General features: G+C 37.5%; 23 protein-coding genes. 21 read left to right on the forward strand and 2 right to left on the reverse strand.

What is annotated here, in order from left to right:
* Positions 1 to 101: 101 nt before the first annotated feature.
* The 21 genes from flgJ to ATS76_RS02970 all read left to right on the forward strand — a co-directional run bounded on the left by flgJ (position 102) and on the right by ATS76_RS02970 (position 22,063).
* A complete protein-coding gene (gene flgJ, locus ATS76_RS02870; protein WP_058550963.1) occupies positions 102 to 1,097 on the forward strand; it encodes a flagellar assembly peptidoglycan hydrolase FlgJ in 996 nt (331 codons plus the stop codon).
* Positions 1,098 to 3,101, forward strand: a complete 2,004-nt coding sequence (gene flgK, locus ATS76_RS02875) for a flagellar hook-associated protein FlgK (protein ID WP_058550964.1) — start codon at positions 1,098 to 1,100, stop codon at positions 3,099 to 3,101.
* A gap of 2 nt (positions 3,102 to 3,103) precedes the next feature.
* The gene (flgL, locus tag ATS76_RS02880; RefSeq protein ID WP_058550965.1) at positions 3,104 to 4,336 is read left to right on the forward strand and encodes a flagellar hook-associated protein FlgL; all 1,233 of its coding nucleotides are present in this window, start codon (positions 3,104 to 3,106) and stop codon (positions 4,334 to 4,336) included.
* A 334-nt stretch (positions 4,337 to 4,670) separates the two neighbouring features.
* Entirely contained in the window at positions 4,671 to 5,639 is a 969-nt protein-coding gene (locus ATS76_RS02885; RefSeq protein ID WP_058550966.1) for a flagellin N-terminal helical domain-containing protein, read from the forward strand.
* A 496-nt stretch (positions 5,640 to 6,135) separates the two neighbouring features.
* A complete protein-coding gene (locus ATS76_RS02890) occupies positions 6,136 to 7,107 on the forward strand; it encodes a flagellin N-terminal helical domain-containing protein (RefSeq protein WP_058550967.1) in 972 nt (323 codons plus the stop codon).
* Between the two features lie 164 nt (positions 7,108 to 7,271).
* On the forward strand, positions 7,272 to 8,240 hold the full coding sequence (locus ATS76_RS02895; RefSeq protein WP_058550968.1) for a flagellin N-terminal helical domain-containing protein: 969 nt from the start codon (positions 7,272 to 7,274) through the stop codon (positions 8,238 to 8,240).
* Positions 8,241 to 8,326: 86 nt separating this feature from the next.
* Positions 8,327 to 8,752: a flagellar protein FlaG gene (locus tag ATS76_RS02900; protein WP_058550969.1), complete on the forward strand. Its 426-nt coding sequence runs from the start codon at positions 8,327 to 8,329 to the stop codon at positions 8,750 to 8,752.
* Between the two features lie 27 nt (positions 8,753 to 8,779).
* Complete coding sequence (gene fliD, locus ATS76_RS02905) at positions 8,780 to 10,186, forward strand: flagellar filament capping protein FliD (protein ID WP_058550970.1); 1,407 nt, start codon at positions 8,780 to 8,782, stop codon at positions 10,184 to 10,186.
* Between the two features lie 41 nt (positions 10,187 to 10,227).
* Positions 10,228 to 10,656 (forward strand): flagellar export chaperone FliS, encoded by a 429-nt coding sequence (gene fliS, locus ATS76_RS02910; RefSeq protein ID WP_058550971.1) that lies wholly within the window; start codon positions 10,228 to 10,230, stop codon positions 10,654 to 10,656.
* Entirely contained in the window at positions 10,646 to 10,921 is a 276-nt protein-coding gene (locus ATS76_RS02915; protein ID WP_058550972.1) for a hypothetical protein, read from the forward strand. The genes fliS and ATS76_RS02915 overlap by 11 nt, the downstream gene beginning before the upstream one ends.
* Positions 10,914 to 13,034: a motility associated factor glycosyltransferase family protein gene (locus ATS76_RS02920; protein WP_058550973.1), complete on the forward strand. Its 2,121-nt coding sequence runs from the start codon at positions 10,914 to 10,916 to the stop codon at positions 13,032 to 13,034. Before ATS76_RS02915 ends, ATS76_RS02920 begins: the two co-directional genes overlap by 8 nt.
* Before the next feature lie 5 nt (positions 13,035 to 13,039).
* Positions 13,040 to 13,519, forward strand: coding sequence for a GNAT family N-acetyltransferase (locus ATS76_RS02925; RefSeq protein ID WP_058550974.1), 480 nt, complete (start codon positions 13,040 to 13,042; stop codon positions 13,517 to 13,519).
* Positions 13,520 to 13,638: 119 nt separating this feature from the next.
* Complete coding sequence (locus tag ATS76_RS02930; protein WP_058550975.1) at positions 13,639 to 14,964, forward strand: aminotransferase class III-fold pyridoxal phosphate-dependent enzyme; 1,326 nt, start codon at positions 13,639 to 13,641, stop codon at positions 14,962 to 14,964.
* The gene (locus ATS76_RS02935; protein WP_058550976.1) at positions 14,964 to 15,716 is read left to right on the forward strand and encodes a cytidylyltransferase domain-containing protein; all 753 of its coding nucleotides are present in this window, start codon (positions 14,964 to 14,966) and stop codon (positions 15,714 to 15,716) included. Before ATS76_RS02930 ends, ATS76_RS02935 begins: the two co-directional genes overlap by 1 nt.
* A 17-nt stretch (positions 15,717 to 15,733) precedes the next feature.
* Positions 15,734 to 16,789, forward strand: coding sequence for a pseudaminic acid synthase (gene pseI / locus ATS76_RS02940; protein WP_058550977.1), 1,056 nt, complete (start codon positions 15,734 to 15,736; stop codon positions 16,787 to 16,789).
* 2 nt (positions 16,790 to 16,791) lie between these two features.
* The gene (locus tag ATS76_RS02945; protein WP_058550978.1) at positions 16,792 to 18,162 is read left to right on the forward strand and encodes an FAD-dependent oxidoreductase; all 1,371 of its coding nucleotides are present in this window, start codon (positions 16,792 to 16,794) and stop codon (positions 18,160 to 18,162) included.
* Complete coding sequence (locus tag ATS76_RS02950; protein ID WP_201023485.1) at positions 18,155 to 19,117, forward strand: glycosyl transferase; 963 nt, start codon at positions 18,155 to 18,157, stop codon at positions 19,115 to 19,117. Before ATS76_RS02945 ends, ATS76_RS02950 begins: the two co-directional genes overlap by 8 nt.
* Complete coding sequence (locus tag ATS76_RS02955) at positions 19,110 to 19,778, forward strand: class I SAM-dependent methyltransferase (RefSeq protein WP_008132655.1); 669 nt, start codon at positions 19,110 to 19,112, stop codon at positions 19,776 to 19,778. The genes ATS76_RS02950 and ATS76_RS02955 overlap by 8 nt, the downstream gene beginning before the upstream one ends.
* Positions 19,769 to 20,704 carry a DegT/DnrJ/EryC1/StrS family aminotransferase gene (locus tag ATS76_RS02960; RefSeq protein WP_058550980.1) on the forward strand — a complete coding sequence of 312 codons (936 nt, stop codon included), beginning with the start codon at positions 19,769 to 19,771 and terminating at the stop codon, positions 20,702 to 20,704. Before ATS76_RS02955 ends, ATS76_RS02960 begins: the two co-directional genes overlap by 10 nt.
* Positions 20,685 to 21,329: a class I SAM-dependent methyltransferase gene (locus tag ATS76_RS02965; RefSeq protein ID WP_152995618.1), complete on the forward strand. Its 645-nt coding sequence runs from the start codon at positions 20,685 to 20,687 to the stop codon at positions 21,327 to 21,329. Before ATS76_RS02960 ends, ATS76_RS02965 begins: the two co-directional genes overlap by 20 nt.
* Positions 21,320 to 22,063: a WbqC family protein gene (locus ATS76_RS02970; protein ID WP_058550981.1), complete on the forward strand. Its 744-nt coding sequence runs from the start codon at positions 21,320 to 21,322 to the stop codon at positions 22,061 to 22,063. Before ATS76_RS02965 ends, ATS76_RS02970 begins: the two co-directional genes overlap by 10 nt.
* On the opposite strand, the gene ATS76_RS02975 is transcribed toward ATS76_RS02970, so the two are convergent.
* Positions 22,052 to 22,912 carry an aldo/keto reductase gene (locus ATS76_RS02975; RefSeq protein ID WP_058550982.1) on the reverse strand — a complete coding sequence of 287 codons (861 nt, stop codon included), beginning with the start codon at positions 22,910 to 22,912 and terminating at the stop codon, positions 22,052 to 22,054. The two genes, ATS76_RS02970 and ATS76_RS02975, sit on opposite strands and share 12 nt — an antisense overlap.
* Positions 22,909 to 24,060 carry a UDP-4-amino-4,6-dideoxy-N-acetyl-beta-L-altrosamine transaminase gene (pseC, locus tag ATS76_RS02980; RefSeq protein ID WP_058550983.1) on the reverse strand — a complete coding sequence of 384 codons (1,152 nt, stop codon included), beginning with the start codon at positions 24,058 to 24,060 and terminating at the stop codon, positions 22,909 to 22,911. Before pseC ends, ATS76_RS02975 begins: the two co-directional genes overlap by 4 nt.
* Positions 24,061 to 24,071: the final 11 nt, after the last annotated feature.

The following is a 24,071-nucleotide window of genomic DNA, read 5'->3' on the forward strand; positions in this document are numbered from 1 at the left end:
TGCTTTGCTAAAGCTTCCCTTTTACTCCCTCATCCACATTTCCAATCTGGCTTAAATTTTGCATTTTAATTTATATTATTCACTATTGTGTCAAAAAGCTGATGGAAACTAATCATCTAGACAAACAAAACTTTTTTGATTTAGGCAATTTAGATTCACTTCGTAAAGAAGCCTTAAGCAGTGGTGATGCATCGACTGATGCGTCTAAAGCCGCTCTAAAAAAAGCAGCTGCGCAATTTGAAGCTATTTTCACTCAAATGTTACTTAAAAGTATGCGTAAAGCTAACGAAGCGTTTGAAGATAAAGAAAGCCCGCTTAACTCAAGTAGTGTTAAGTTTTTTGAAGACATGCACGATCAACAGTTATCTACTGAGCTTTCATCAAATGGCTCTTTAGGCCTTGCTGATTTAATTGTTCAGCAGTTATCGCCAGACGGCAAAACTTTTATGCCGGGCTCTGTATTGAGAACCACCAATGACTTTTTAAGTGATATGCGTGCTGGCTCGTCGCTTCCTCATACTCAAAATGAAGAAAATGCAGCGATTAATGTGCAAAACAATAAAGCCGATTCTAAAGTGCCTGAAGCATCTTCAGCGCCATTCGAAAGCACAGAAGAGTTTGTTACTACAGTGTGGGAACACGCTAAAACTGCAGCACAAAAAATTGGCTTAAACCCTGCTGTAATGGTTGCACAAGCGGCACTTGAGACTGGTTGGGGTAAGCACATTATTAATAAGAGCGACGGCAATAGTTCAAATAACTTATTTAATATCAAATCAGATAAAAGCTGGGATGGCGAAAAGGCAAGTAAAGTAACCCTAGAATTTGAAGAAGGGACACCTGTTAAAAAGCAGGCTAGTTTCAGAGCTTATGACTCGATAAAAGAGAGTGTTAACGACTTTGTTGATTTTTTAACTCAAAACCCTCGTTATCAAGAAGCATTACAAAATACTGCTAAGCCAAGCGATTTTTTAGATTCTTTACAAAGAGCTGGCTATGCAACGGATCCTAATTACGCGGACAAGATAAAAAAAGTACTTAACAGTGCTCAATTAAAAGATGTTGCAACAAGCGTAATTCGCCAAGGAGTAAAGTAAATGTCGTTTAACTTATTAAATATTGCCAGTTCAGGGGTTAGAGCTAACTCTGAACTACTGCAAACGACAAGTAAAAATATCGCGAATGTAAATACCGAAGGCTACGTGCGAGAGCGCACTGAGCATACAACTATGATCGATAACCAGGTAGGAAAAGGAGAAACCTATCGCTTGTTAAATCAGTTTGCGCAAGAGCAATTAAATAGAGATACCTCTAATAAAACGTTTTTTGATCAGTTTGTTACAGAAGCAAATCGTGTTGATAGTTTGTTTTCAGAAGACTCTAATAGTTTATCTACTAGTATAAACTCATTGTTTAATAATGTTCAGGAGTCGCTAAATCAACCTTCATCGACTGTCGCTCGCTCGCTTGTGATGACCGATGCTGAAAACTTAGTGAATCAAATGGACAGACTCTCAGGCATTGTTTTTGATCAGAAAAATATTGTTAATGAACAGCTAGACGTATTTACAGAAGAGGCGAATGGCTTAATTCAAAAAATTGGCACATTAAATCAGAATATTTCCGCTGTAAACGGCACTAATAACCAAGCAGATGCGAGCTCTACTTATAATGAACGCGATAAGGCTATCCGTGATTTATCTGAGCTAATAGACATAGAAACACTGGATGGACCAAACGGTGAAAAACTTGTATTTATGGGTACAGGTGAAGCAGTTGTAATGCAAAATGGCTCGTTTAATTTGTTTTCTATGCGTGGCGATCCTGATCCAAATTTTAAAGAGCTTAGGCTAGATGTAAATGGTGGCAAGGCAGTGCCGCTTGAAGTTGATGTATCTAAATTAAAAGGAAAAATCGGCGGATTACTGGCATTTAGAGACGATGTGCTAGTCCCGGCTCAAAATCAAATTGGCCAAATGGGTTTAGCAATAGCTGATTCTTTTAATGAACAAAACAAGCTAGGTATGGACGCTAATGGAGAGCTTGGGGGAAACATTTTTAATATTCCTACGGTTGGTGGCTATGCTTATGCAGCGAATACGGGTAGCTCAAGTATGACTGCAACGCTTGAAGCGGGCAAAGGCGGTGAATTGCCGGCAAGTGATTTTATAGTCACTTATACCAGTGCGACAACGGTAGAGATTCAGCCAATAGATAATAAAGGTGAGCCGCTAGGCACTGCATCGACAGCAAATATAACTGCCGGCGTCATTGATTCATCTACAATCACGAGTGGCGAATCGTTTGGCTTAGAAATTAATGTTGCGGGCGCTGCAAATATAGGTGATCAGTTTCAAATAAAGCTTAACTCTGAGTCGGCGGCAAATATGTCTTTAGCAACCAACCGTGGTGAAGATTTAGCCCTTGCAGCACCAATAAGAACAGCAAACGACATTGACAACATAGGTAACGCCACAATTACGGTTGGTGAAGTAAGTGATGTTACTACAGGTAGCTTTACAACATCACCAGCAGGGCTTACAAACGGGCCTATTACTGTTGTTAAAACCGCTAATCTAAATGAATACACAATAAGCGATGGTGTGAATAGCAGTACTTTTACAGCAACTTCGCCAGCAAAAGACATGTTGCAACAGGCTGGTGGTGGCTTTGAATTATATGGTTTTGACTTTGATATTGAAGGTAGCCCTGAAACCGGCGACACATTTACGCTTGAGTTTAACGAAGGTGGTTTTGATGATAATCGTAACGGTCAAAAGTTAGCGGGGTTACAACAAGGTGAACTAGTGCGCCAAAATGTTGTTACCGGTGCAAACTCAGACAACCACAAAACATTTAATCAGGCTTATGCTGGGTTGGTTAGCGATATTGGCGTGGTAACTAATCAAGCAAAAACAAATGGCGACGCGTTTGAAGCGCTTGCTCAGCAATCTGAAGCCTGGTACGAATCGCTTTCTGGTGTAAACCTAGATGAAGAGGCTGCCAATTTATTACGTTTTCAACAGTCTTACGCCGCTTCTGCGCAGGTGCTTGCAACCGCTCGTACTATTTTTGACACTATATTAAGTGCTGCGAGGTAATTATGCGCTTATCAAATAATTTGATGTACCAAAGTAGTTTAAATTCAATTTTGAACAATCAACAAAATGTTAGTAAGGCTCAAGAGCAAGTTAATACTCAAAAGCGTGTGTTAACGGCGTCGGATGATCCTGCTGCGGCTTCTCGCGCACTTCAATATACCGATAGAATTCAGAGTAATGAGCAGTACAGTAAAAATATAACCATGCTTAATAGCCGCTTGAATATAGAAGAAGGTGCCCTTGAAAACATAAAAGGCGCCTTAGAGAGAGCACATACTTTAACCATTCAATCAGGTAACGGTGCTTACAGCGCCGCTGACAGAGAAGGGCTTGCCGAAGAAATCAAAGCGCTTCAAAGTACAGTCCTTGATTTAATGAACTCTAAAACGGAAGACGGGAAATACATTTTTTCTGGTTATCAGGATAATACACAGACTTACTCGCTCGATTCATCTACTGGCTTGTACGTGTATGGTGGCGACCAAGGTCAGCATATGATTAAGATAGCTGAAGGGGTTAATATTAAATCAAGTGATAATGGGTTTGATGCATTTGAAAAAGTGGATGCGCGTTTAGATGTTGTTTCTAACGATGGAATTGTATCGGGAGGAGTTACAAGTTCTAAGGTGTATGTCACAGAACAAGGTCAATTTGATACGTTTCATAAAACTAATTATAACCCTGATCCGGCAGCGGCTGCGGGTGCCAATACACTAAATGTGATCACAACGGCGGGAACACCCAATACTTATCAAATTGAGCAAGCAGGTACAATACTAGCAACCGGCAATATTAACGACTCTACTATTAAGTTTGCTGGTATGGAGATAAGTGTTACTCCAGTTGCAACAGGCCAAATTGATATTACGCTTGAAGCACCTAAAAAAGAAAATGTGCTCAACTCTATGAGTGAACTTATTGCGGGCCTGACTAACCCTGCGTTAACTGAAGAGGAATATGAACAAGTTCTTGCAGACTCGCTTGTTCAAATTACGAACGCAAAAAATAATGTGTCTCTAACACAAGCTGGGCTGGGTGGGAGAATAAATACAGCAGAAAAAGTACTGCAATCAAATACAGATTTAGATATCAATAACAAATCAGCACGATCTGACTTAGTGGATATAGATATAACAGAAGCAATAACTGAGTTAACTAAACAAGAAACAGCACTTCAGGCATCACAGGCAACCTTTGGCCGTTTAGCAAACCTTTCATTGTTTGATTACTTGTAATTAAACTCAGAGTAAGGCAATACTTTGCCTTACTCTTTAAAACTCTTCGCTTTTAATAAATACTTTATTTAAATTAACCGCTTACTTCATAAATAAAAGCACTTTATAAACATTTTTAATGGTGTTTGTATTTATCGATGAATTTAAATTTTGTATATTTTAATTTAATAAATTCAGTAAGTTAAAAAATAAATCTGATTTTTTTAAAAAAAAGCTAAAGGATTTTTTTTCTAGACCGATAACTTAATTAACCAAGCACAGCGTTGAAATTACAACCACTGCTTAATCTAGTAAGTTTGAGAGTAAATGATAAGTTTACTTTAGGAGAGACATCATGGCTTTATATGTAAATACAAATGTTAGCGCGTTAAACGCACAAAGACAATTAAGCAATTCAGGTAATGCACTTGATACATCATTCCAACGTTTATCATCTGGTATGCGTATCAATAGCGCAAAAGATGATGCGGCAGGCCTACAAATTTCTGACCGTCTTACATCACAAGTAAATGGTCTAAATCAAGGTAACCGTAACGCGAATGACGGTATTTCTCTAGCTCAAACTGCTGAGGGTGCACTTGATGAAGTAACATCAATGTTTCAGCGTATTCGTACCTTGTCACAGCAAGCTGCGAATGGCTCGAACACAGATGAAGATCGCTTAGCAATTCAAGAAGAAATTCGCTCGTTATCATCAGAGGTAAACCGTGTTGCTGAAGATACAACATTCGGTGGTCAAAACCTTCTTGATGGTTCATATGAAGCTAGCTTTCAAGTTGGTGCTGATGCTGTACAAACTATCGGTTTTAGTATGCAAAACGTAGGTGCAACTGCAGCGGTAAATAGTGTTTCTGCTAACGGCGGTTTCACAATGTCAGGTATTGCTGTAGTAGCGAGTGCGGTAACTGGTAACCGTTTGTCAGGACTTGCTGAAGGTGCTTCAGACATTGGTGGTGCTGCGCTAGCAACAGATACATTCGCGGCCTCATTTATAGCCACTGCAATAAGCGTATCTAGCCAAGAAAATGCGCAAATAGTATTTGCGGGCATGGACTCTTTAATTGCCGTAGTTGACAAAAAACGTGCTGAACTGGGTGCTGTTCAAAACCGTTTTCAATCAACAATTCGTAACCAGTCAAATATTGCTGAAAACCTATCTGCGGCACGTTCACGTATTCAAGATACCGATTTCGCATCAGAGACTGCAAACTTAACTAAGATGCAGATTTTACAACAAGCAAGCCAAACAATTTTAGGGCAAGCTAATCAGCGTCCACAGGCAGCACTTAGCCTTCTAGGTTAATTAAAATTTTAAAATGAAATTAGTCAATTTATTGGCGAAGAAGAAATGAAAGCGCCCTTGCTTAATGGGGTATTAACAAAGGCGCTATAGGATTTTGCCAGCGGAGGCTTTAATCCAAGTTGTTCTAACATTTGTAGAACATATATGTACTAGCATAAACTATGCCATTAGTTTATTTTAGTCACCCACTCTCAAACTTATCAAATCATAAGGCCCTTAACGGGCCTTATTTCTTAATTATACTCCTTCAACTTTCAACTGCCCAATTTTAAATCAGAACACACCGCGTAACGGAACCTCAGTCTTTAATAGCCTTTAAAATAAAGTTGGCCTAATGCTTGCTTTTATCTTTGTAAGTTTATTATTAACTTGCAAAGTGGCAGATAGTTGCCCCTAGGCAGAATATACCGCCTACATATCTAGTCACTTTGTCAAATACCCACTTTCTTTGAATGAGATAGTGACCTAACTTTGACAGATAAGAAGAGAGTTTATTATGGCTTTATATGTAAATACCAATGTAAGTGCGCTTAATGCACAAAGACAGCTTGATAGAAGCGGCGGTGACTTAGATACGTCTTTCAAACGCTTATCGTCTGGCCTTCGTATTAACAGCGCAGCAGATGATGCCGCCGGTTTACAAATTTCAGATCGTTTACAATCGCAAATATTGGGCCTGAATCAAGGTAACCGAAATGCGAACGATGGTATTTCTTTAGCGCAAACTGCTGAAGGTGCTATGGATGAAATTACCTCTACTTTTCAACGCATTCGAACGCTTGCACAACAGGCGTCAAACGGCTCTAATACAGATGAAGACAGATTAGCTATCCAAGAAGAAATTCGTCAACTGTCTGATGAAGTTAACCGTATAGCTACCGATACAACTTTTGGTGGTCAAAATCTGCTTGATGGTACTTATTCTGCAAGCTTTCAAATTGGTGCCGATGCGGTTCAAACGATCGGTTTTAGCATGCAAAATGTGGGCGCAACAGCAGCTGTAAATAGTGTTTCAGCAAACGGTGGCTTTACACTTTCAGGTATTGCAGGTATTGCAAGTGCAGTGTCAGGACAACGTTTATCAGGTTTAGCTGATGGCGCATCTGATATTGCCGGTGCTGCGTTGACAACTGATACATTTGCGGCAAGATTTATTGCAAGTAATATTAGTGTTTCGTCACAAGTTAATGCGCAATTAGTTTTTGCTGGTATGGATTCGCTAATTGCTGTTGTAGATAAGAAACGATCAGAGCTCGGTGCTGTGCAAAACCGTTTTCAATCAACAATTCGTAACCAAGCTAATATATCTGAGAATTTATCTGCTGCTAAGTCCCGTATTAAAGATGCTGATTTTGCAATGGAAACGGCTAACTTAACTAAAAACCAGATTTTACAACAAGCAAGTCAAACTATTTTAGGACAGGCTAATCAGCGTCCGCAGGCCGCACTTAGCCTACTTCAGGGTTAATAAGATCACAGCCAGTAGAAATTAAATACAAATAAAGCTAAAGCTTTCGCTTCAATGGACGATAAATGATTTAGAGGACTAAAAATCCAGGACTCTAAATCACGGATAATAACAGGGTAGGGGTATCCCGTTACTATCTATCGAACTTTGAAGCGGAGGCTATCATGGCTTTATATGTAAATAGTAATGTGAGTTCTTTGAACGCACAAAGACAATTGAGTAAATCAAGTAACGCATTGGATACTTCATTCCAACGCCTATCTTCAGGTATGCGTATCAACAGTGCAAAAGACGATGCTGCAGGTATGCAGATTTCAAACCGTTTATCATCACAAGTTAATGGTTTAAATCAGGGTAACCGAAACGCAAACGACGGTATTTCACTTGCTCAAACTGCTGAAGGGGCACTTGATGAAGTAACATCAATGTTCCAACGTATTCGTACACTGGCACAACAAGCATCTAACGGTTCAAATACAGACGAAGATCGCCTAGCGATTCAAGAAGAAATCCGTTCACTGTCGTCAGAAGTTAACCGTGTAGCAGAAGATACGACATTCGGTGGCCAAAACTTATTAGACGGTAGTTATGATGCTCAATTCCAAGTTGGTGCGGACGCTGTTCAAACTATTGGTTTTAGTATGCAAAATGTAGGTGCTACAGCTGCAGTTAACAGTGTATCTGCAAACGGCGGCTTTACCATGTCAGGTATAGCTGTAGTAGCAAGTGCTGTAACTGGAAACCGCTTATCAGGTCTTGCTGAAGGTGCATCAGATATTGGTGGTGCTGCACTGGCCACAGATACTTTTGCGGCATCATTTATAGCGACAGCTATTAGTGTATCAAGCCAAGCAAATGCGCAAGTTGTATTTGCAGGGATGGATGATTTGATTGCTGTAGTTGATAAAAAGCGTGCGGAGTTAGGTGCTGTTCAAAACCGTTTTCAATCAACTATCCGAAATCAGTCAAATATCTCAGAAAACTTATCTGCTGCTAAATCACGTATTCAAGATACCGATTTTGCACAAGAAACAGCTAACTTAACTAAGATGCAGATTTTACAACAGGCTAGCCAAACAATCTTAAGCCAAGCAAATCAGCGTCCACAAGCAGCGTTATCGCTTTTAGGCTAATTGATTTGAACTATGAGCCACTTTAGACTAAGCAAATAGCTCAAATGTGGCTTATAGTCTTATTATATGTTTCGAGGGTAGCCGAGATGATTGATTTAAATTCTACACAAAAAACGATAGATGGGCTTAGTGTTGTAAGTACATCTATTACAAAAGATGCGGTAAAAGAAGAAAAGCTTGAAAAGGGTACAGCTTTAACAGCAAGAGAAGCTGTTGATTTGAAGAATGCTCAAAATCTTGAAGATCAAGAAGGCAAAGAAGATAAAGATTTGTTTGTCGAGGTAAAAGATAATCTAGAGAAGTTAAATGAGTATATCCCGGTAACATCAACGAACTTAAAATTTGAGTTTGATGATGGTGGAGATCTTCCTATCATTAAAGTGCTTGATAAAAGTAACGATGAAGTAATTAGAGAGATACCCACCGAAGAGTTTAGGGAAATAGCTAAAGCTTTAGATGAATTTGCCGATAAATTAACTAATAAAGGTTTACTGTTTAACAAAACAGTTTAGGCCATTTCAGCTATTTAGGATTATATTATGCCTCTTATTACATCTGCGGGTATTGGTTCAGGTCTCGATTTGGAAAGTATCATTTCGGCGTCAGTTGATGCTGAAAATGTACCTAAAATGAATGCCTTTGCAGCGAAGGATGAGGCGCTTCAAGTCGAGTTATCAGCGATAGGTGAAGTTAAATCAGCCTTATCGCAGTTACAGGACACAATTGAAAAGTTAGCAGATCCAGATAACTTCAATAAACGAGTTGCTAATATAACCCAGCCGACAAGTGATGACGGAGACTTGATCTCTGTTACACCTACCTCAGATATCACACCAGGTGATTTTAAAATAGAAGTAGTTGCAATAGCTCAAGGTAGCCGAGCACTATCTGAGGATGGATTATTTGCTACTAATGAAGACGTTGTGAGTGCTTCAGGCGGTACATTATCGTTTTCAGCAGGCCCTGATAAGACTTTCGATTTAACCCTAGACGCCGGTGCAACTCTTTCTGACTTGCGTGATGCTATAAACGACTCTGACAGTAATTTTGGTGTTACGGCAAATATTATTAACACCGGGACCGAAGCGAAGCTTGTTTTGACTTCTACTGTAACAGGGGCCGGAAACGATCTGGTCATAACAAACGATAACGCTGAACTTGATAACGTATCCACTGTAGCAAATGCTGGTGGTGTAGGCGGCATTGGAATAGCAGCAGAAAACACCGCAAAAGATGCAATTATTAAAGTAGATGGTATTACCATAACAAACGACACAAACACCTTCAAAGATGCTGTACAAGACATGACTATTACAGCGAAGCGTGAAAGTGTTGACAATGAAACAGCCAAGCTCTCAGTTGATTTTGATCGAGAAAGTGCAACAACGTTAGTTGATGAATTAATTACAAATTACAATAACGTTATAGGTCAGCTAGGGTTTCAGTCACGCATTGGTAAGCCTTTAAATAGTGACTCCACTATTCGTTCTTTAAGTTCGCAAATGGTAAATACACTATCTACTAACTTAACAGATGCAGGTCCATTTGAAAGTATTTTTGATATTGGTTTAGGTGTCACTAAAGAAGGTTACTTAGAAAAGTCTTCGATAGTGCGTAGTCTGAACGACGCATTAGACAATAATTTTGATGATATTGGCAAGGCTTTTGCAGGTGAAAACGGTATAGCCTCAAAATTTGAGGAACTGCTAAATAATTATGTCGATTCGAACGGCATTATGAAGCAGCGAGAGGACAGTTTAAATGGACAAATTTCTGATTTAGAAGATGATGTTGAAAATCATCAATTCAGAATGGAATCTTTGGAAGCCAGACTTCGTGAACAATATGCAGGGTTAGATGTACTGCTTGCGCAAATGCAGTCAACACAAACCTACTTGAGTGCACAATTGGCAAGTCTTCCGGGCTTTACACGTTCAGATAGTTAAGCATAAAGAGTTGATTTAGCAATAAAATATACAGGTGAATTATGTACAACGCTAAAGTAAAAAATTATCAAAAAGAAGCTTTAAAAACGCGAGTTGCAGGAGCTGATAGGTATGAAATTATTCAAATGCTAATGGCTGGTGCAATAGAGAAAATGGTTTTAGCAAAAGTAGCGATTGAAAAAAAACACTTGGAGGCTAAAAGTGAGCATATCTCAAGAGCATCCGCGATTATTAATGCACTTCGTGGCTGTCTAGATTTTGACGCTGGTGGTGATGTTTCAGATAACTTATACTCATTGTATACCTACATGTCTGAGCGTCTATTGGATGCGAGTATAAAAAACGACCCTGAGATAATTACTGAAGTATCGAACCTATTAAAGGAAATTAAATCAGCATGGGATGCAATCCCGCATGAAGTAAGAGAACAAACGTTATCTGAAAACGGCATCGATGCTCATGTTGGATAAAATTGACTCTCTGATTTCGCAGCTTGAGGCTGCGATTGATGACCTTGATTTTGAAGTAGCACAAAATTTAGATCGCAAGCTCCTAGATGAAATAAAAGCGACCGATCAAATATCGTTAAGTGAAAATGCTACATATTTTCTCTCTATCGCCGCAAGGCATCAAAATGCGATGAATAAGGTCGACGACTTAAAAAAACAGTCTTTTAAGAATATTACTCAGTTTAATAAAAACCAAAAGAATATTAAGAAATATCAAAATGTCTAAAAATGATCTGCAAAGTGCTCAACAGTCAATAAGTGAGATTGAAGAGACCCTTAATTCAATTTCGCAAAAACAAAAAAACGAAGATGCTTTTGTAGATAAGGCGAACACGACTTTCGACAATAATATCGTAGCGTTTAAAAAGTATTTTCCTGATATTGCCGAGAAATTTAGTTCGCATCAGCCCAGCAGTAAATTTAATTTATTTCTAAATCCAAATGGCTCAGCTAACTTTGTTGATTATGACACTGGTGTTCCGATTTATAGTGAAGATCCACACTTCCAATCTAGTGAACAAATTAAAAGTATGTTAGAAAACCCAATATTGGGAAAGGTTGATCATACTCAGTTAGAGTTCATAAAAAATGAAACAAACTTCATTCATATAGATTTGATGGCTGATATTGGTTCAATTTATAACGAAGCTCAGCGTGATTTAGACAAATCCAACGCGCTTGCTGAATATGTACCCAGTGCAATTATTTTTGGTGTAGGTCTAGGTTATTATTTAGAAACTTTTTTTGATAACTTTAATGCTGCCTACATTAGTATTTTTGAACCTAATGAAGACTATTTTTTTGCGAGTTTATTTACGTTTGATTGGGCTAGCTTCCTTAATAAAGTAGATGAATCGGGCAGCTATCTATATTTTTCTATTGGTGTGCCAGAACAAGAAATGTATGAAGCTCTATACAATAGAGCAAATGATATTGGTGCTTTTAGCGTCGCAAGTGCCTTATTTTTTCAGCATTATCCTTCTGAGTCAGTAAATAAGCTCATTGCTGAATTTAAAGATAACTTTCATCAATTTTTTATGGGTTGGGGTTTTTTTGATGATGCATTATTAAGCATTGCTCATACTGTTAATAATTCAGAAAAAAATATTAACCTTTTTAAACCTTCTCAAAAAATTGTTGATAAATACAATCAGTATCCTATTTTCATTGTAGCGAACGGTCCTTCATTAGATAATGATATTGATACGATTAAAAAGCTTAAAGATAAGGTTATTATCGTTGCGTGTAATTCAGCAACCACATCATTATTAAAGCAAGGTATAACACCAGATTTTCATGTCGCACTTGAAAGAACAAAAGCAACAGAAGACTTTTTAACTGCATTCATTCCTGAACATACCCGCCAAAAAATAAATCTACTTGTGCTAAATGTAATGTACCCAAACGTACTCGATTTGTTCGGTTGGTGTGGAGTGGCTTTGAAAGGGAATGAAGCGGGTACCTCTTTATTTCATATTTCAGAGTTTTTAAAAAATAATCGAATTACAACAACTATTGGCTATAGTAACCCCCTAGTTGGTAATACTGCGCTTAGTTTCTTTGGTAGCATGGAGTTTAAAAATATTTATTTGTTTGGTACTGATAATGGTTATAAAGATCCTAATCATCATCATTCAAAAGGAAGTTATTACTACTCTGGTGAAGGCAAAACAATTCATGCACCACTGAAAATGGGTGGAGAGCTTGTTGTGCCTGGTAATTTTGGCGGAGATATAATTACTGATCACTTTATGCATACAGGCAAAGTGCAAATGGAGCGTTTTTTAGAGTCTAAATTAGACGCTAACATTAGTTGTTATAATTGCAGTGATGGTTCTGCTGTAAAAGGCAGCATGCCATTGAGATCAAAGGATATTTTATTAGAAGAATTTAACTTTTCTAAAAGTGAAGTCATCAAACATATAAAAGAACAGCCATTTTCAGACTTAGATGAAAACGTGTGTTTAACAGATTATTTGGATTTTGATGAGTTTGAACAGCTATGTAACACAATGGCTGATATTCTTGATAGTGAAACTTTGACCAGAACAGATGCATTGAAACAGCTACTGGAAAGTTTAAGGTATTTGTTTTCATTCAAAAACCATCCTCGTTATACACATTTGTTTTTGCTACTTGAAGGTGAGTCGCTTTACGTTACCTCTGTGCTTATTTCGTTACTTTATAACTTTGGTGATGAGACAACGATAGTTCCTTACTACGAGAAAGCTAAAACACTTTGGCGAGATTTTATTGCGGATGCTCCACAGCAATACAGAGACCGTTGGAATGAGTTAAGTGATTACAGCTTTGATTACTCAAAACCTTCTGTGAGCTAGTAAATATGCAGATTAAGAGTAAACGATTTGTTCTTACGCTCTTAACTGAGGCTCATGCTTCAAATCGATACCTCAGCTGGTTTGAAGATAATAAAGCTAAAGAGTTTATTAGCTATACATCGTCATCTTTAAACGAATTGAAGGCTTATATTAAAACTAAAAATGAAGACCCAGCAGCTATTTTGCTGGGTATTTTTGCTGATGGTGAGCATATTGGTAATATAAAGTATGAGCCTATCAACTTAGTTAATAAAACCGCGACAATGGGGATTTTGTTGGGGGAGGCTAAATGGCGTGGTAAAGGTGTTGCAGCTGAGGTTATTTCTGCAAGTGCAGATTACTTAGCTAAAAACTTTCATATAGAAACAATTATACTGGGTGTCGATAAGGGTAATATACCTGCAATATCTGCTTATAATAAATTGGGTTTTGAAATTAGCGAGCAAACTGACCATGGTTTGTTTATGAAAAAATCACTTCTATAAAAAATATCTATTCTTCCTAAGCCTTTTCTTAAAATAGCCGATAAGTTATTAGAGCGTAAGCGAAATTTCATTATAATGGTTGATAAATAATTTAAACTTATTATTTCTAAGGAAAAAACATGTCATCAAAAAGCAATTCGGGTGCTGAGCTGTGGCAAAAAGCCAAAAAAATTATTCCAGGTGGGAATCAATTACTTTCAAAGCGTGCTGAAATGTTTTTACCCGATCAATGGCCTGCCTATTATAAAAAGTCTAAAGGCTGTGAAGTTTGGGATTTAGATGATAATCATTACTATGACTTCTCTATTATGGGAATTGGTACTAGTTCTTTAGGTTACGCTAATGATGAAATTAACGATGCGGTGATAAATTCGATTTCTAACGGAAGTATGAGTAGTTTGAATTGCCATGAAGAAGTTGAATTAGCAGAAAAACTTATTGAAATACACCCTTGGGCAGGAGCTGTCCGCTTTACTCGTACTGGTGGGGAATCGTGTGCGTTAGCAGTGCGAATTGCCCGCGCCTATAGTAAAAAAGATGTTGTTGCCTTTTGCGGCTACCATGGTTGGCATGATTGGTACTTAGCAACAAATATAACTGACGCTGAAAATTTAGATGAGCAATTATTACCTGGTTTAAGGCCTGCTGGTGTACCTAAGCAATTACAAAATACTGTGGTGCCATTTAAAGAAGGTGATATTGATGGCTTTAAGGCAATCATAGATGCTCACGGTGATAACCTTGGCGTTGTTATGATGGAAGTTTTTCGTCATGGGTTGCCGGATGTTGCCTTTCTTCAAGCTGTGAAAGATTTAGCTGTTGAACATAACATTGTTGTAATTTTTGATGAAATATCCTCAGGGTTTAGACTCAACACAGGGGCTTCTCATCTTTTAACATCGATAGAGCCAGATATTTGTGTACTAGGAAAGGCACTGGGTAACGGCCATCCAATAGGGGCTATAATAGGTCGTTCTGAAGTGATGGATGCAGCGCAACAATCTTTCATTAGTAGTTCTTATTGGACCGAACGAGTTGGCTTTACAGCTGCGTTAAAAACATTAGAAATATTTCAAAGAGATAATATTCCCAAACGCTTAAATGAAACTGGCGCAAGACTAAAATCTCGTATTGAAGAAGTGGTCACTCAAACAGGCTTTAACCTAAAAATTATAGGTATTGATAGTGTCCCTATATTTATATTTCCAGGTGATCATGCATTGGCATTAAAAACACTATTTACCCAAGAAATGCTTAAAAGAGGGTTTTTAGCGAGTAATGTTATTTACCTTTCGATTGCCCATACCGAGAAGCTTTGCGATAAATATATTGATGCAATGAGAGATGTTTTTTATTTTCTTCAGCAGTCGCTAGACAGTAATGCAGATATAGAAAGCCTAATCAATGGGCCTGTATGCCACAGTGGCTTTCAAAGGTTAAATTAATGAAATCAGTTGCTGCATTTATTCAAGCAAGAATGGGATCTTCTAGATTACCAGGCAAGGTGTTAAAAGAATTAAATGGGATCCCCGTTATTTTGCACATTGTAATGCGTTTAAAGCAATCTAGGTACATTGATAATATTGTTCTTCTTACTTCTTTTAACGAAGAAAATGATGAGTTGGTTAAGTTAGCCAAACGCCATAATATCAACGTGTTTAGAGGTTCAGAGGATAATGTTTTAGCGCGTTTCCAGCAAGCAAGCCAAGCATATCCATCAGATCATATTGTGAGAATAACAGGCGATTCACCTTTTGTAGATGTTGGCGTTTGTGATTTATTATTGCAGACATACTTTGAAAAACAGGTTGATTATGCCTTTTTGAGTGAACAGTTTGCCGAAGGCGTTGATTGTGAGGTTTTTAAAACGAGCGTACTATCCTCTTTAAATACGGCTGCACTCAGAGAGTCTGAACGTGAACACGTGACGTTACATTTTTACGAAAATAAACTAAATCAATTTTCTACCTATGAAATGCAAAACACAACAGATGACAGCAGCTATCGGTTTACATTAGATACACCTGAAGATTGGCAGGTTATTGAAGAATTAGCACGCTTTACTAACGATACGGTTAACATTAACTATCAAAATATAAAAAATATACTTGATGCTTATCCTCACATTAAACAGATTAATAGCCAAGTTATTCGTAACGAAGGGTTAGCTATTTCATTACAAAATGAACAACATTAATTAGCTTTGGACTTATTATGCAAATTAACAATAAAATAATCGATGAAAATAGTCCGTGTTACATCATAGCTGAAATGTCTGCAAACCATGGTGGAGACATAAATAAAGCGAAAAAATTAATCGCTGAGGCTAAGTTAGCTGGGGCAGATGCTGTAAAGCTACAAACTTACACGGCAGATACAATCACACTAAATTGTTCGAAGCCAGATTTTTGTTTGCCTAGCGATAACCCTTGGCAAGAACATGTGTCTTTGCACTCTCTTTATCAAAAAGCGTTTACACCTTGGGAATGGCATCAGGCGCTGTTCGAAGAAGCCAAACGTTGCGAAATTGATATATTCTCTTCCCCATTTGATGAATCTTCCGTTGATTTACTTGAATCATTAAATACACCGGTATATAAAATTGCCTCTCCGGAAATAACAGATATTCCCCTTTTGAAATATGTTGCGGCAACAGGCAAGCCTGTGATTCTTTCAACAGGAATTGCTGAGTTAGCTGACATTGAACTTGCGGTTAGTACATTGCGCAATAACGGGTGTGATAGCATTGCAATTTTAAAGTGTACAACAGCTTATCCAACCCCATTAGAAGAATGCAACTTAGCAACAATTTCCGATATAGCTAAACGATTTAATTGTATTGCTGGTTTATCTGATCATACACAAGGAATTATTTCACCGATAGTAAGTGTTACATTGGGTGCAAAAATAATTGAAAAGCATTTTATTATTGATAAATCTGACGATTCAGTAGATGCCTTTTTCTCATTAGATAGAGACGAATTTTCATCACTGGTTAGGTCAGTAAGAGACGCCGAAAAAGCCATAGGTACTGTGAGCTATGACATAACAGATTCAGCGAAAAAAAATATGTTAGCTAGGCGCTCACTTTATTTTGCTAAGGATTTACCTAAGGGCCATGTTATTACAAAGCACGATATCAAATCGGTTAGGCCAGGCTTTGGCTTACACACTAAGCATTTTGATGATGTACTAGGGCTGTGTTTAACAAGCGATGTAGAGCTGGGTGATAGAGTTAGTTTTGCGTTAACGAATAAGTTAAGAGGCTAGCTATGAAAACATGTGCAGTGGTCGGTGGTGGGATTTGTGGAATAACGGCAAGTATTTTGTTGCGCAAGCATTACGATCGCGTTGTATTAATTGAGCAGTCTGAATCGTTAGGAGGCTTGTTGAATTCAGTCGCTGACGATGCTGGTAATTATTACGATCAAGGCACACATATTCCAGCTAGCACGGGTGTTTCTGAAATAGACGAGATATTATTCAATCTTCCTCAGTTTTCTAAAAATTGGCATACATTTACACAGCTCAAAACAGGGAATTACTTTGCAGGTGAGTGGGATTTAGAAACGCAAACTATTGATGCAAGAAAGTTAGATTCAGCACTTTACAAACAAGGCATCGGTGAGTTTATGTCGCTCACATCGGAGTCTGAGGCCGATAACATTGAGCAATATTTGTGCGAAACTTTAGGTGTAGTGTTTTATCAATATCTTGCAAAACCAGTTATAAATAAGCTTTATGGCAGCGATGTATCATTTACTGATTTAGCTAAAAATACCAGCATAAATTATTTTGGTGCTACAAGAATAAAAGCATTTAATGCATCTTTGTCACGCGTGTTAAAACAACATCCTGAGTTTGATAAAAAGCTGGGTTATCATAGCGCCGCTGAATTTGAAGCGTTACTTGTAGCGCAAGGTACTAACCTTCCAAATTATTACTACCCAAATAGCGCTAAAGGCGCGCAGACTTGGATCGATCAATTACAGGCAAAAGCAGAGTCTTTAGGCGTTGAAATTCGCTGTAATAGCCAAGTTTTAGACATTGAATATCAAGATGATTTAGTCACCGCGTTTAGCCTTAGCGATGGCTCACGTATTAAATGTGATTTATTATTTTGGAGCGCCCCGCCTGTATTTGCACTAAAGGCCGCTAATTTATCGATCGCAAATTATAAACCTATATTTAGGACTGCAAATATCTTGCATTTTACCTTTGATAAGCAGCCTTTAAATCGAGAATCGCATTATCTTTGGAATTGGGACCCATGTTCGGATATTTTCAGGGTTACGCTGTACAATAATTTAAGACAAAGTGACAAGTATCAAGTATCGGCAGAGGTTTTAAGGTATAAAGCAGACCCTACATACACATTAGAGCAGGGTATTATTGATCTTAAAAATATGGGGGTGATATCGCCTGATACAAAAATGAAAAGTGGGTGCGTTCAAAAAATAGATAATACTTTTCCTGTACCTACGCATGAGTTTTGTAATACAACGCAGCTAAATTATGAAACATTAACGAACTCATTTAAAAATATTATTGTGTCGGGTAGGTTTAGCGGTCGTTGTTGGTTGTTATCTGACGTACTTGCTCTTGCTCATAAAGAATTAAAAGAGTATTGCACTGTTGGCTGATTTTATTTTTTATTGTAGTGGGACTGCGAAAACAGGCTTTGGGCATCTATCAAGGTGTCTGAATGTTGCTAGAGCGACCTTTGCATTGCAGCCTTGTAGTAATATTATTTTTTTTGGCGACTTTGATCAATTTTCTACCCAGCGTATTAATAATTTTGGGTTCACCGTAGCAAGCAGTGACTTTACTTTTGAGCCTCATATGACGGTGCTTGCCGATAGCTATCAGTTTACTTTTGAGCAATTATTTGAATTAAAAAAATTAGGATTGAAGTTATGTATCATTGACGACTTTGATCAATATAATTACGACTTTATAGATCTTATTGTGAATTTTAGATTTAACGCTGAAGCGTTTTGTCGCCCAACTGCCAAACATAGGTTAGGAGTACGTTACTTTTCATTTGCTCAAGAGTTATTATCATTAAGGCAAAGTCGCTCTCAAGTTCATTTTAAAAATAGTATTGAGAGTATTTTGGTTTTTATTGGCGGTAATGATCGATTTGATGTGGCTACCCATGTTGTTTACGCCTTAGATAAGTTGTTTGTAAATAAAGAAATTATTCTACTAGATCAAAAAATGCCTTCTATTAGTTTAAAAAATAATACTTACCAAGCTTTAGGATTTGTTGATGATATGTCTGCTGTTTACAAGCAAACTGATTTGATTATTAATGGCGGGGGACTTACAAAATATGAAGCCGGTTTTTGCCTTATACCTAATTGTGCTATCTCGCAAACGAATGCACAACATAAAGACACTTTGGAACTTGCCAGCGCACATTTAACCTTTGACTTAGGTCTTGCTGAAGATGCAACGGTTGAAAGCTTAACATTAAACATTGAGCGATTTTTACATTCAGATATTAAATTGCAAAGAGCTACAATGCTCAAATCATATTTTCTCGATTCAACCGAGCAATTCGCACAAGAAATCATAAAGGTATCAAATGAGTGAGTTTAATTCTAAACAAGCAGAGTGGGATGAAATTGCTCGTATAAACAGTGATTTTAAAGCACAGGTCGGGCGCCCCTTTGACGATACACTCTGGCAGGCTCTTTGCGATGATGTTGAGCAAAAACTGATGCTCTCAGCGCAGGGGAATAGTATTTTAGATGTAGGCTGTGGCAACGGATTACTACTATCAAAATTACAAAAATGCTCACAATATGCAGGTGTTGACTATTCTCAAGCAATGATCGATGAAGCAAAAAAATTGCTTCCTCAAGGCGTCTTTTATCAATCACAAGCCAGTGATCTTCAGTTTGCAGACAATGAGTTTGAAAGAGTGCTGAGTTACAGTATTTTTCATTATTTCCCAAGCTATCAATATGCACTTGATGTGATTAAAGAAATGATACGAGTATGCAGGCCCGGTGGCGTAATTTTGATTGGCGATATACTAGATAAACACTTTGAGCATGATATAAAAAGTTCAAGTGATCTGGAATATGAAAAAACGATTCCATTAATACATCGTTATTCTCTATGGCGCTTTTTTTCTTTTGAGCAACTAGAAACTGATTTACAGCACTGTGTCAAAAAAGTAGAAATACTTACTCAGCCAGAGAGCTTTCCTTTATCTCGTTATCGTAAGGATTTGAGGTTATGGGTTTAACTCAATTACAGAGCTTTATTGCCACTAAATTTGACCGCCAGCATGCATTATTGACTAGCTCTGGAAGCTTTGCGCTTATAACTGCACTCAACGCCTCTCAGGCTCCAAAGGGTAGCTCAGTAATAATGCCAGCAAGTTGTTGCCCTATTGTTTTGTTTGCTATTCAAATGGCAGGTTACAACGTTATTTTGGCTGATGTTTCGTTGTGCTCTTTGTCTATGGAGGTTACTAATATAGAAGCTGTTTTTAATGATTCTGTATCAGTAATAGTGGCCGTTCATGGTTACGGACACTATTGTAAAATTGATGAAATAGAAAAGTTTGCAAAACACAATAACATTACACTAATAGAAGATGCATGTTTGGTGTATGGCAGTAAATACAAAGGCAAACCGTTAGGTAGCTTTGGCGACTTCTCTATTTTAAGTTTTGGGTATGATAAACCTATTGATAATCAATATGGCGGAGCTATTTTAACTAACTCTGAGCGGCTATTTGAATGCGCTAAGGAGTTTTTAAACGAGAATAAAATGGCTCAATTTAGTGACGTAAAACAGTTAGAAGTATTAAATGGCCGCTTTTTAAATTTAAATAAGCAAATGCAAGTGCGAAAAGAGAATGTAGATTATCTGCAAAATAATATTACTAATTCGCTTTTTGTAAAAGCAAGTTTTGATGCTGAAGTAACGTATTGGCGCTACCCTTTACTTATAAAAAATAGAAGTCACTTTTTAGCTAAGGCAAAAGAGAGTGGCATTATTTTTACTAAGCATTATAAATCGTTAGGTGAATTACAAACCAATGGACATTATCCAAATGCGTCACTGATTAATGATCAAATTATAAATTTATTTGTCCGTCCCGAAACACCTCAAGAGCAATTAACCAATATGGTAATGTTTATAAATGACTACCAAGACAAGTAATACTTTAAAGTCGTATTATCAGTCTCTGTATAAAGAGTATGGTGACAGCCACAAATCAGTACAGCATGTATCAAAAGAATCACAAGATGTAAGATTTGCGATATTTCTGAATATGATTTCATCAAGTAGCCGAGTTATCGATTTAGGCTGTGGGCTGGGTGATATGCTTTCGTATCTAAGAAAAAACGGTTTTACCGGTGAGTATTTAGGTTATGACTTTGTACCAGAGTTTATAGACGCCGCAAATGCCAAGTTTACCTCAGATACAAAAGCTCAATTCAAAGTGTTTGATATCTATGAGGATGAGATAGCACAAGGCTATGACCATGTGCTTATTAGCGGTGTGTTCAATAATAAAATGACTGATAACATGGGCTTTTTAACACTTACCTTACAAAAAAGTATTCAGCAGTGTGAGCAGTCGGTTATTTTTAATGCGTTATCGACATTTGTGGAATTTAAAAATGAGGCTCTTTTTTATGTCTCACCCTTAGAATTATTTGAATTATGCAAAACAACAATGACACCTTTTGTTTCCTTAAAGCATGACTACGTTACTAAGCCAGGTGGTTACCCTTATGAATTTACAATGCAATTAAGTAAAAGCGAAATAACATGTTACTGAGTATAATGCAGCCTACTTACTTACCCTGGTTAGGTTATTTTGGGTTAATTAACAGCGCCGATAAATTCGTATTTTTAGACAACGTAAAGCTTGAAAAAAGTGATTGGCATGTTAGAAATAAAATTAAATCGGGTAAGCAAGAGCTTATGCTGACTTGTCCGGTAAGAACCCCTAAAGGAAGAATGACAGCAACAATTGAAAATACTCAATTTGTCAGTGCAAATCCTTGGCGAAGAAAGCATCTTAAAAGCATTGCTGAAAGCTACGCAAAAGCACCGTTTTTTAGTTCCTTGTTTCCACTATTAGATCCCATTTATAAAGACGAGAGCATTACTTGCCTGGCTCAAATGAATATTAAAATCATTAAAGTATTGATGGGGTATATGAATATAACCACACCAACATTTACTGCTTCTCAGTTTAAAGGCGTGTCTGGTGTTAAAGATGCTCGGCTAGTATCTATTTGTCATGAGTTAGAATGTAATACTTATTTATCACCAGTAGGTGCGCAGGCTTACATTGAACAAGAGACCCCAGGCGGGGCATTAGTTAAAAATGGTATTGATGTTTTTTATCAAAACTTTATTCATCCTAAATACCCACAAATTAAGGGTGAGTTTATCTCTCATTTGAGTGTGATTGACTGCTTATTTAACGTTGGGCCTGTTGAAACAGCTAAATTAATTAATACATGCACGAGAGCACATACTCACTACCAATCGTTATCGGTTTAATTGCCAAAGTGCTGGGTTAATAAAACGCTCATCAGGTAGGCTAAACTCAGATAAATCAATATTGGATAAGCTTGAAGTTAAGCAGCTTAAAATTTCATTAAGCTGCTGTTCGTTGTTGACGCCTACAACCACTTTGTCTATTTCATCAATATTAACCACATAATTTAATGTTAGTGATAACTTTGAGACATTTAAGTGATTACTCAGCGTGGTAAGCTTTTCTAGTAAAGGAGCAATAGGTTTAAAATAATCTGGGAAAGTGCCACTTTCCATTAGCAATAACCCCTGAAGAAAGGCTGAACGAGTATGAATCTCTATATCTGCAGCTTTTAGTTGTTTTAATGAATTTGATTGAGCGAAGCGCTGATCAAGAATATTAAGAGGTAACTGAATCAGATCTGCAAATGCTAATACATCATTATTAAGCTGCTCGGGGGAATATAAAGATACTCCCACTTTTTTTACTTTATTATCTGCTTTAATTTGCTTTAAGCAATCAAGTGCAACAGGGAATTGACTAAAATCTTCAAAGCGATGAAGTAGTAATCCATATAAAGCGTCACAATTTAAGTCGCAAAGAGACTGTTTAACCGTTTTTGTTATAAATTCATCAACATTGATTAAATTAGATATAGGAGGAATTTTACTTACTATATTGAATGAATTTACTAGGCACTGGCCTAATTCTTTTTCAGCATTACCATAAGCTGATGCAGTATCAATGGTCGTTATATTTTCGCTTTTAGCGAGGTTGAGTATTTTTTTTATTTCTTTGCGGTGTGTTTTGCCTAGTGTGTTACTTATTCCGTAGTCAACACCAAATTGAACAGTACCTAGTGCTAGCTTCACAGTAACTTACCAACCTCATTAATAATATAGCTTTGTTCTTGCTCTGTTAATTGAGGATGCAAAGGGATTGTGAATGCTGTTTTATAGTATTTCATTGCGTTGGGGTAGTCGCTGTCTTTAAACCCCATTGCTTTATAAAAAGGTTGAGTGTGTATTGGAATATAATGAAGGTGACTAACAATGCCTTTACTTCTCAATTGTTCAATAATATGCCTATGAAGGTGGCTGTGGCCGTCAGCAAGTTTAACTACGTATAAATGGTAGCTCGAATAGCATTTTGTAAGTTGTGTTAAATGCGAGAGAGGCGTAGTTTCAAACGCATCAGAATATGAAATAGCGAGTGCGTTTCTGGTTGTAACAAATTCATCAAGTTTATCAAGTTGGCTGAGGCCAAGTGCTGCTTGCAATTCTGTCATTCGGTAATTAAAGCCAAGCTCTACTTGCTGGTAATACCAAGGGCCATGGCTTTGCTCAGTCATTTCATTTGGATCATTAGTGATCCCATGACTTCTTAAGCGCTGTAATTTTTTTGCAAGCTGTTGATTATTAGTAACCGCCATACCGCCTTCGGCAGAGGTAATTATCTTTACCGGGTGAAAACTAAATACGGTTATATCTGAAAATTCACAGCAACCTACTTTATTGCCATTATATTGCGCGCCAATAGCATGTGATGCATCTTCAATGATTTTAAAACCATACTGCTTTGATAAATCATAAATGGCTTTCATATCACAAGATTGGCCTGCCAAGTGCACAGGGATAACGACTTTAGGTAAACAATTATTTTGTTTTGCGCTAATCAGCTTATCAGTAAGGGCTGATACAGACATATTGCCAGTTGCCAAGTTTATATCTACAAAGTCTACTTTAGCACCACAGTAAAGCGCACAATTGGCAGAGGCCACAAAAGAAATTGGCGAGGTCCAAACAGTGTCACCTTCGCTTACATTTAATGCTAAGCATGCAATATGTAGTGCCGAAGTCGCGCTATTAACAGCAATACCATATTGAGCATTACAATAGTTTGCAATAGCAGCTTCAAAAGCCGGTACTTTTGGCCCTTGAGTCAGCCAGTCAGACTGTAAAACAGCTACAACACTATCAATATCTGCTTGGCTTATTAGTTGTTTACCGTATGGAATCATTTATTTTATTC

This window comes from Pseudoalteromonas sp. 10-33 (assembly GCF_001469195.1).
Taxonomy (GTDB): Bacteria; Pseudomonadota; Gammaproteobacteria; order Enterobacterales; family Alteromonadaceae; genus Pseudoalteromonas.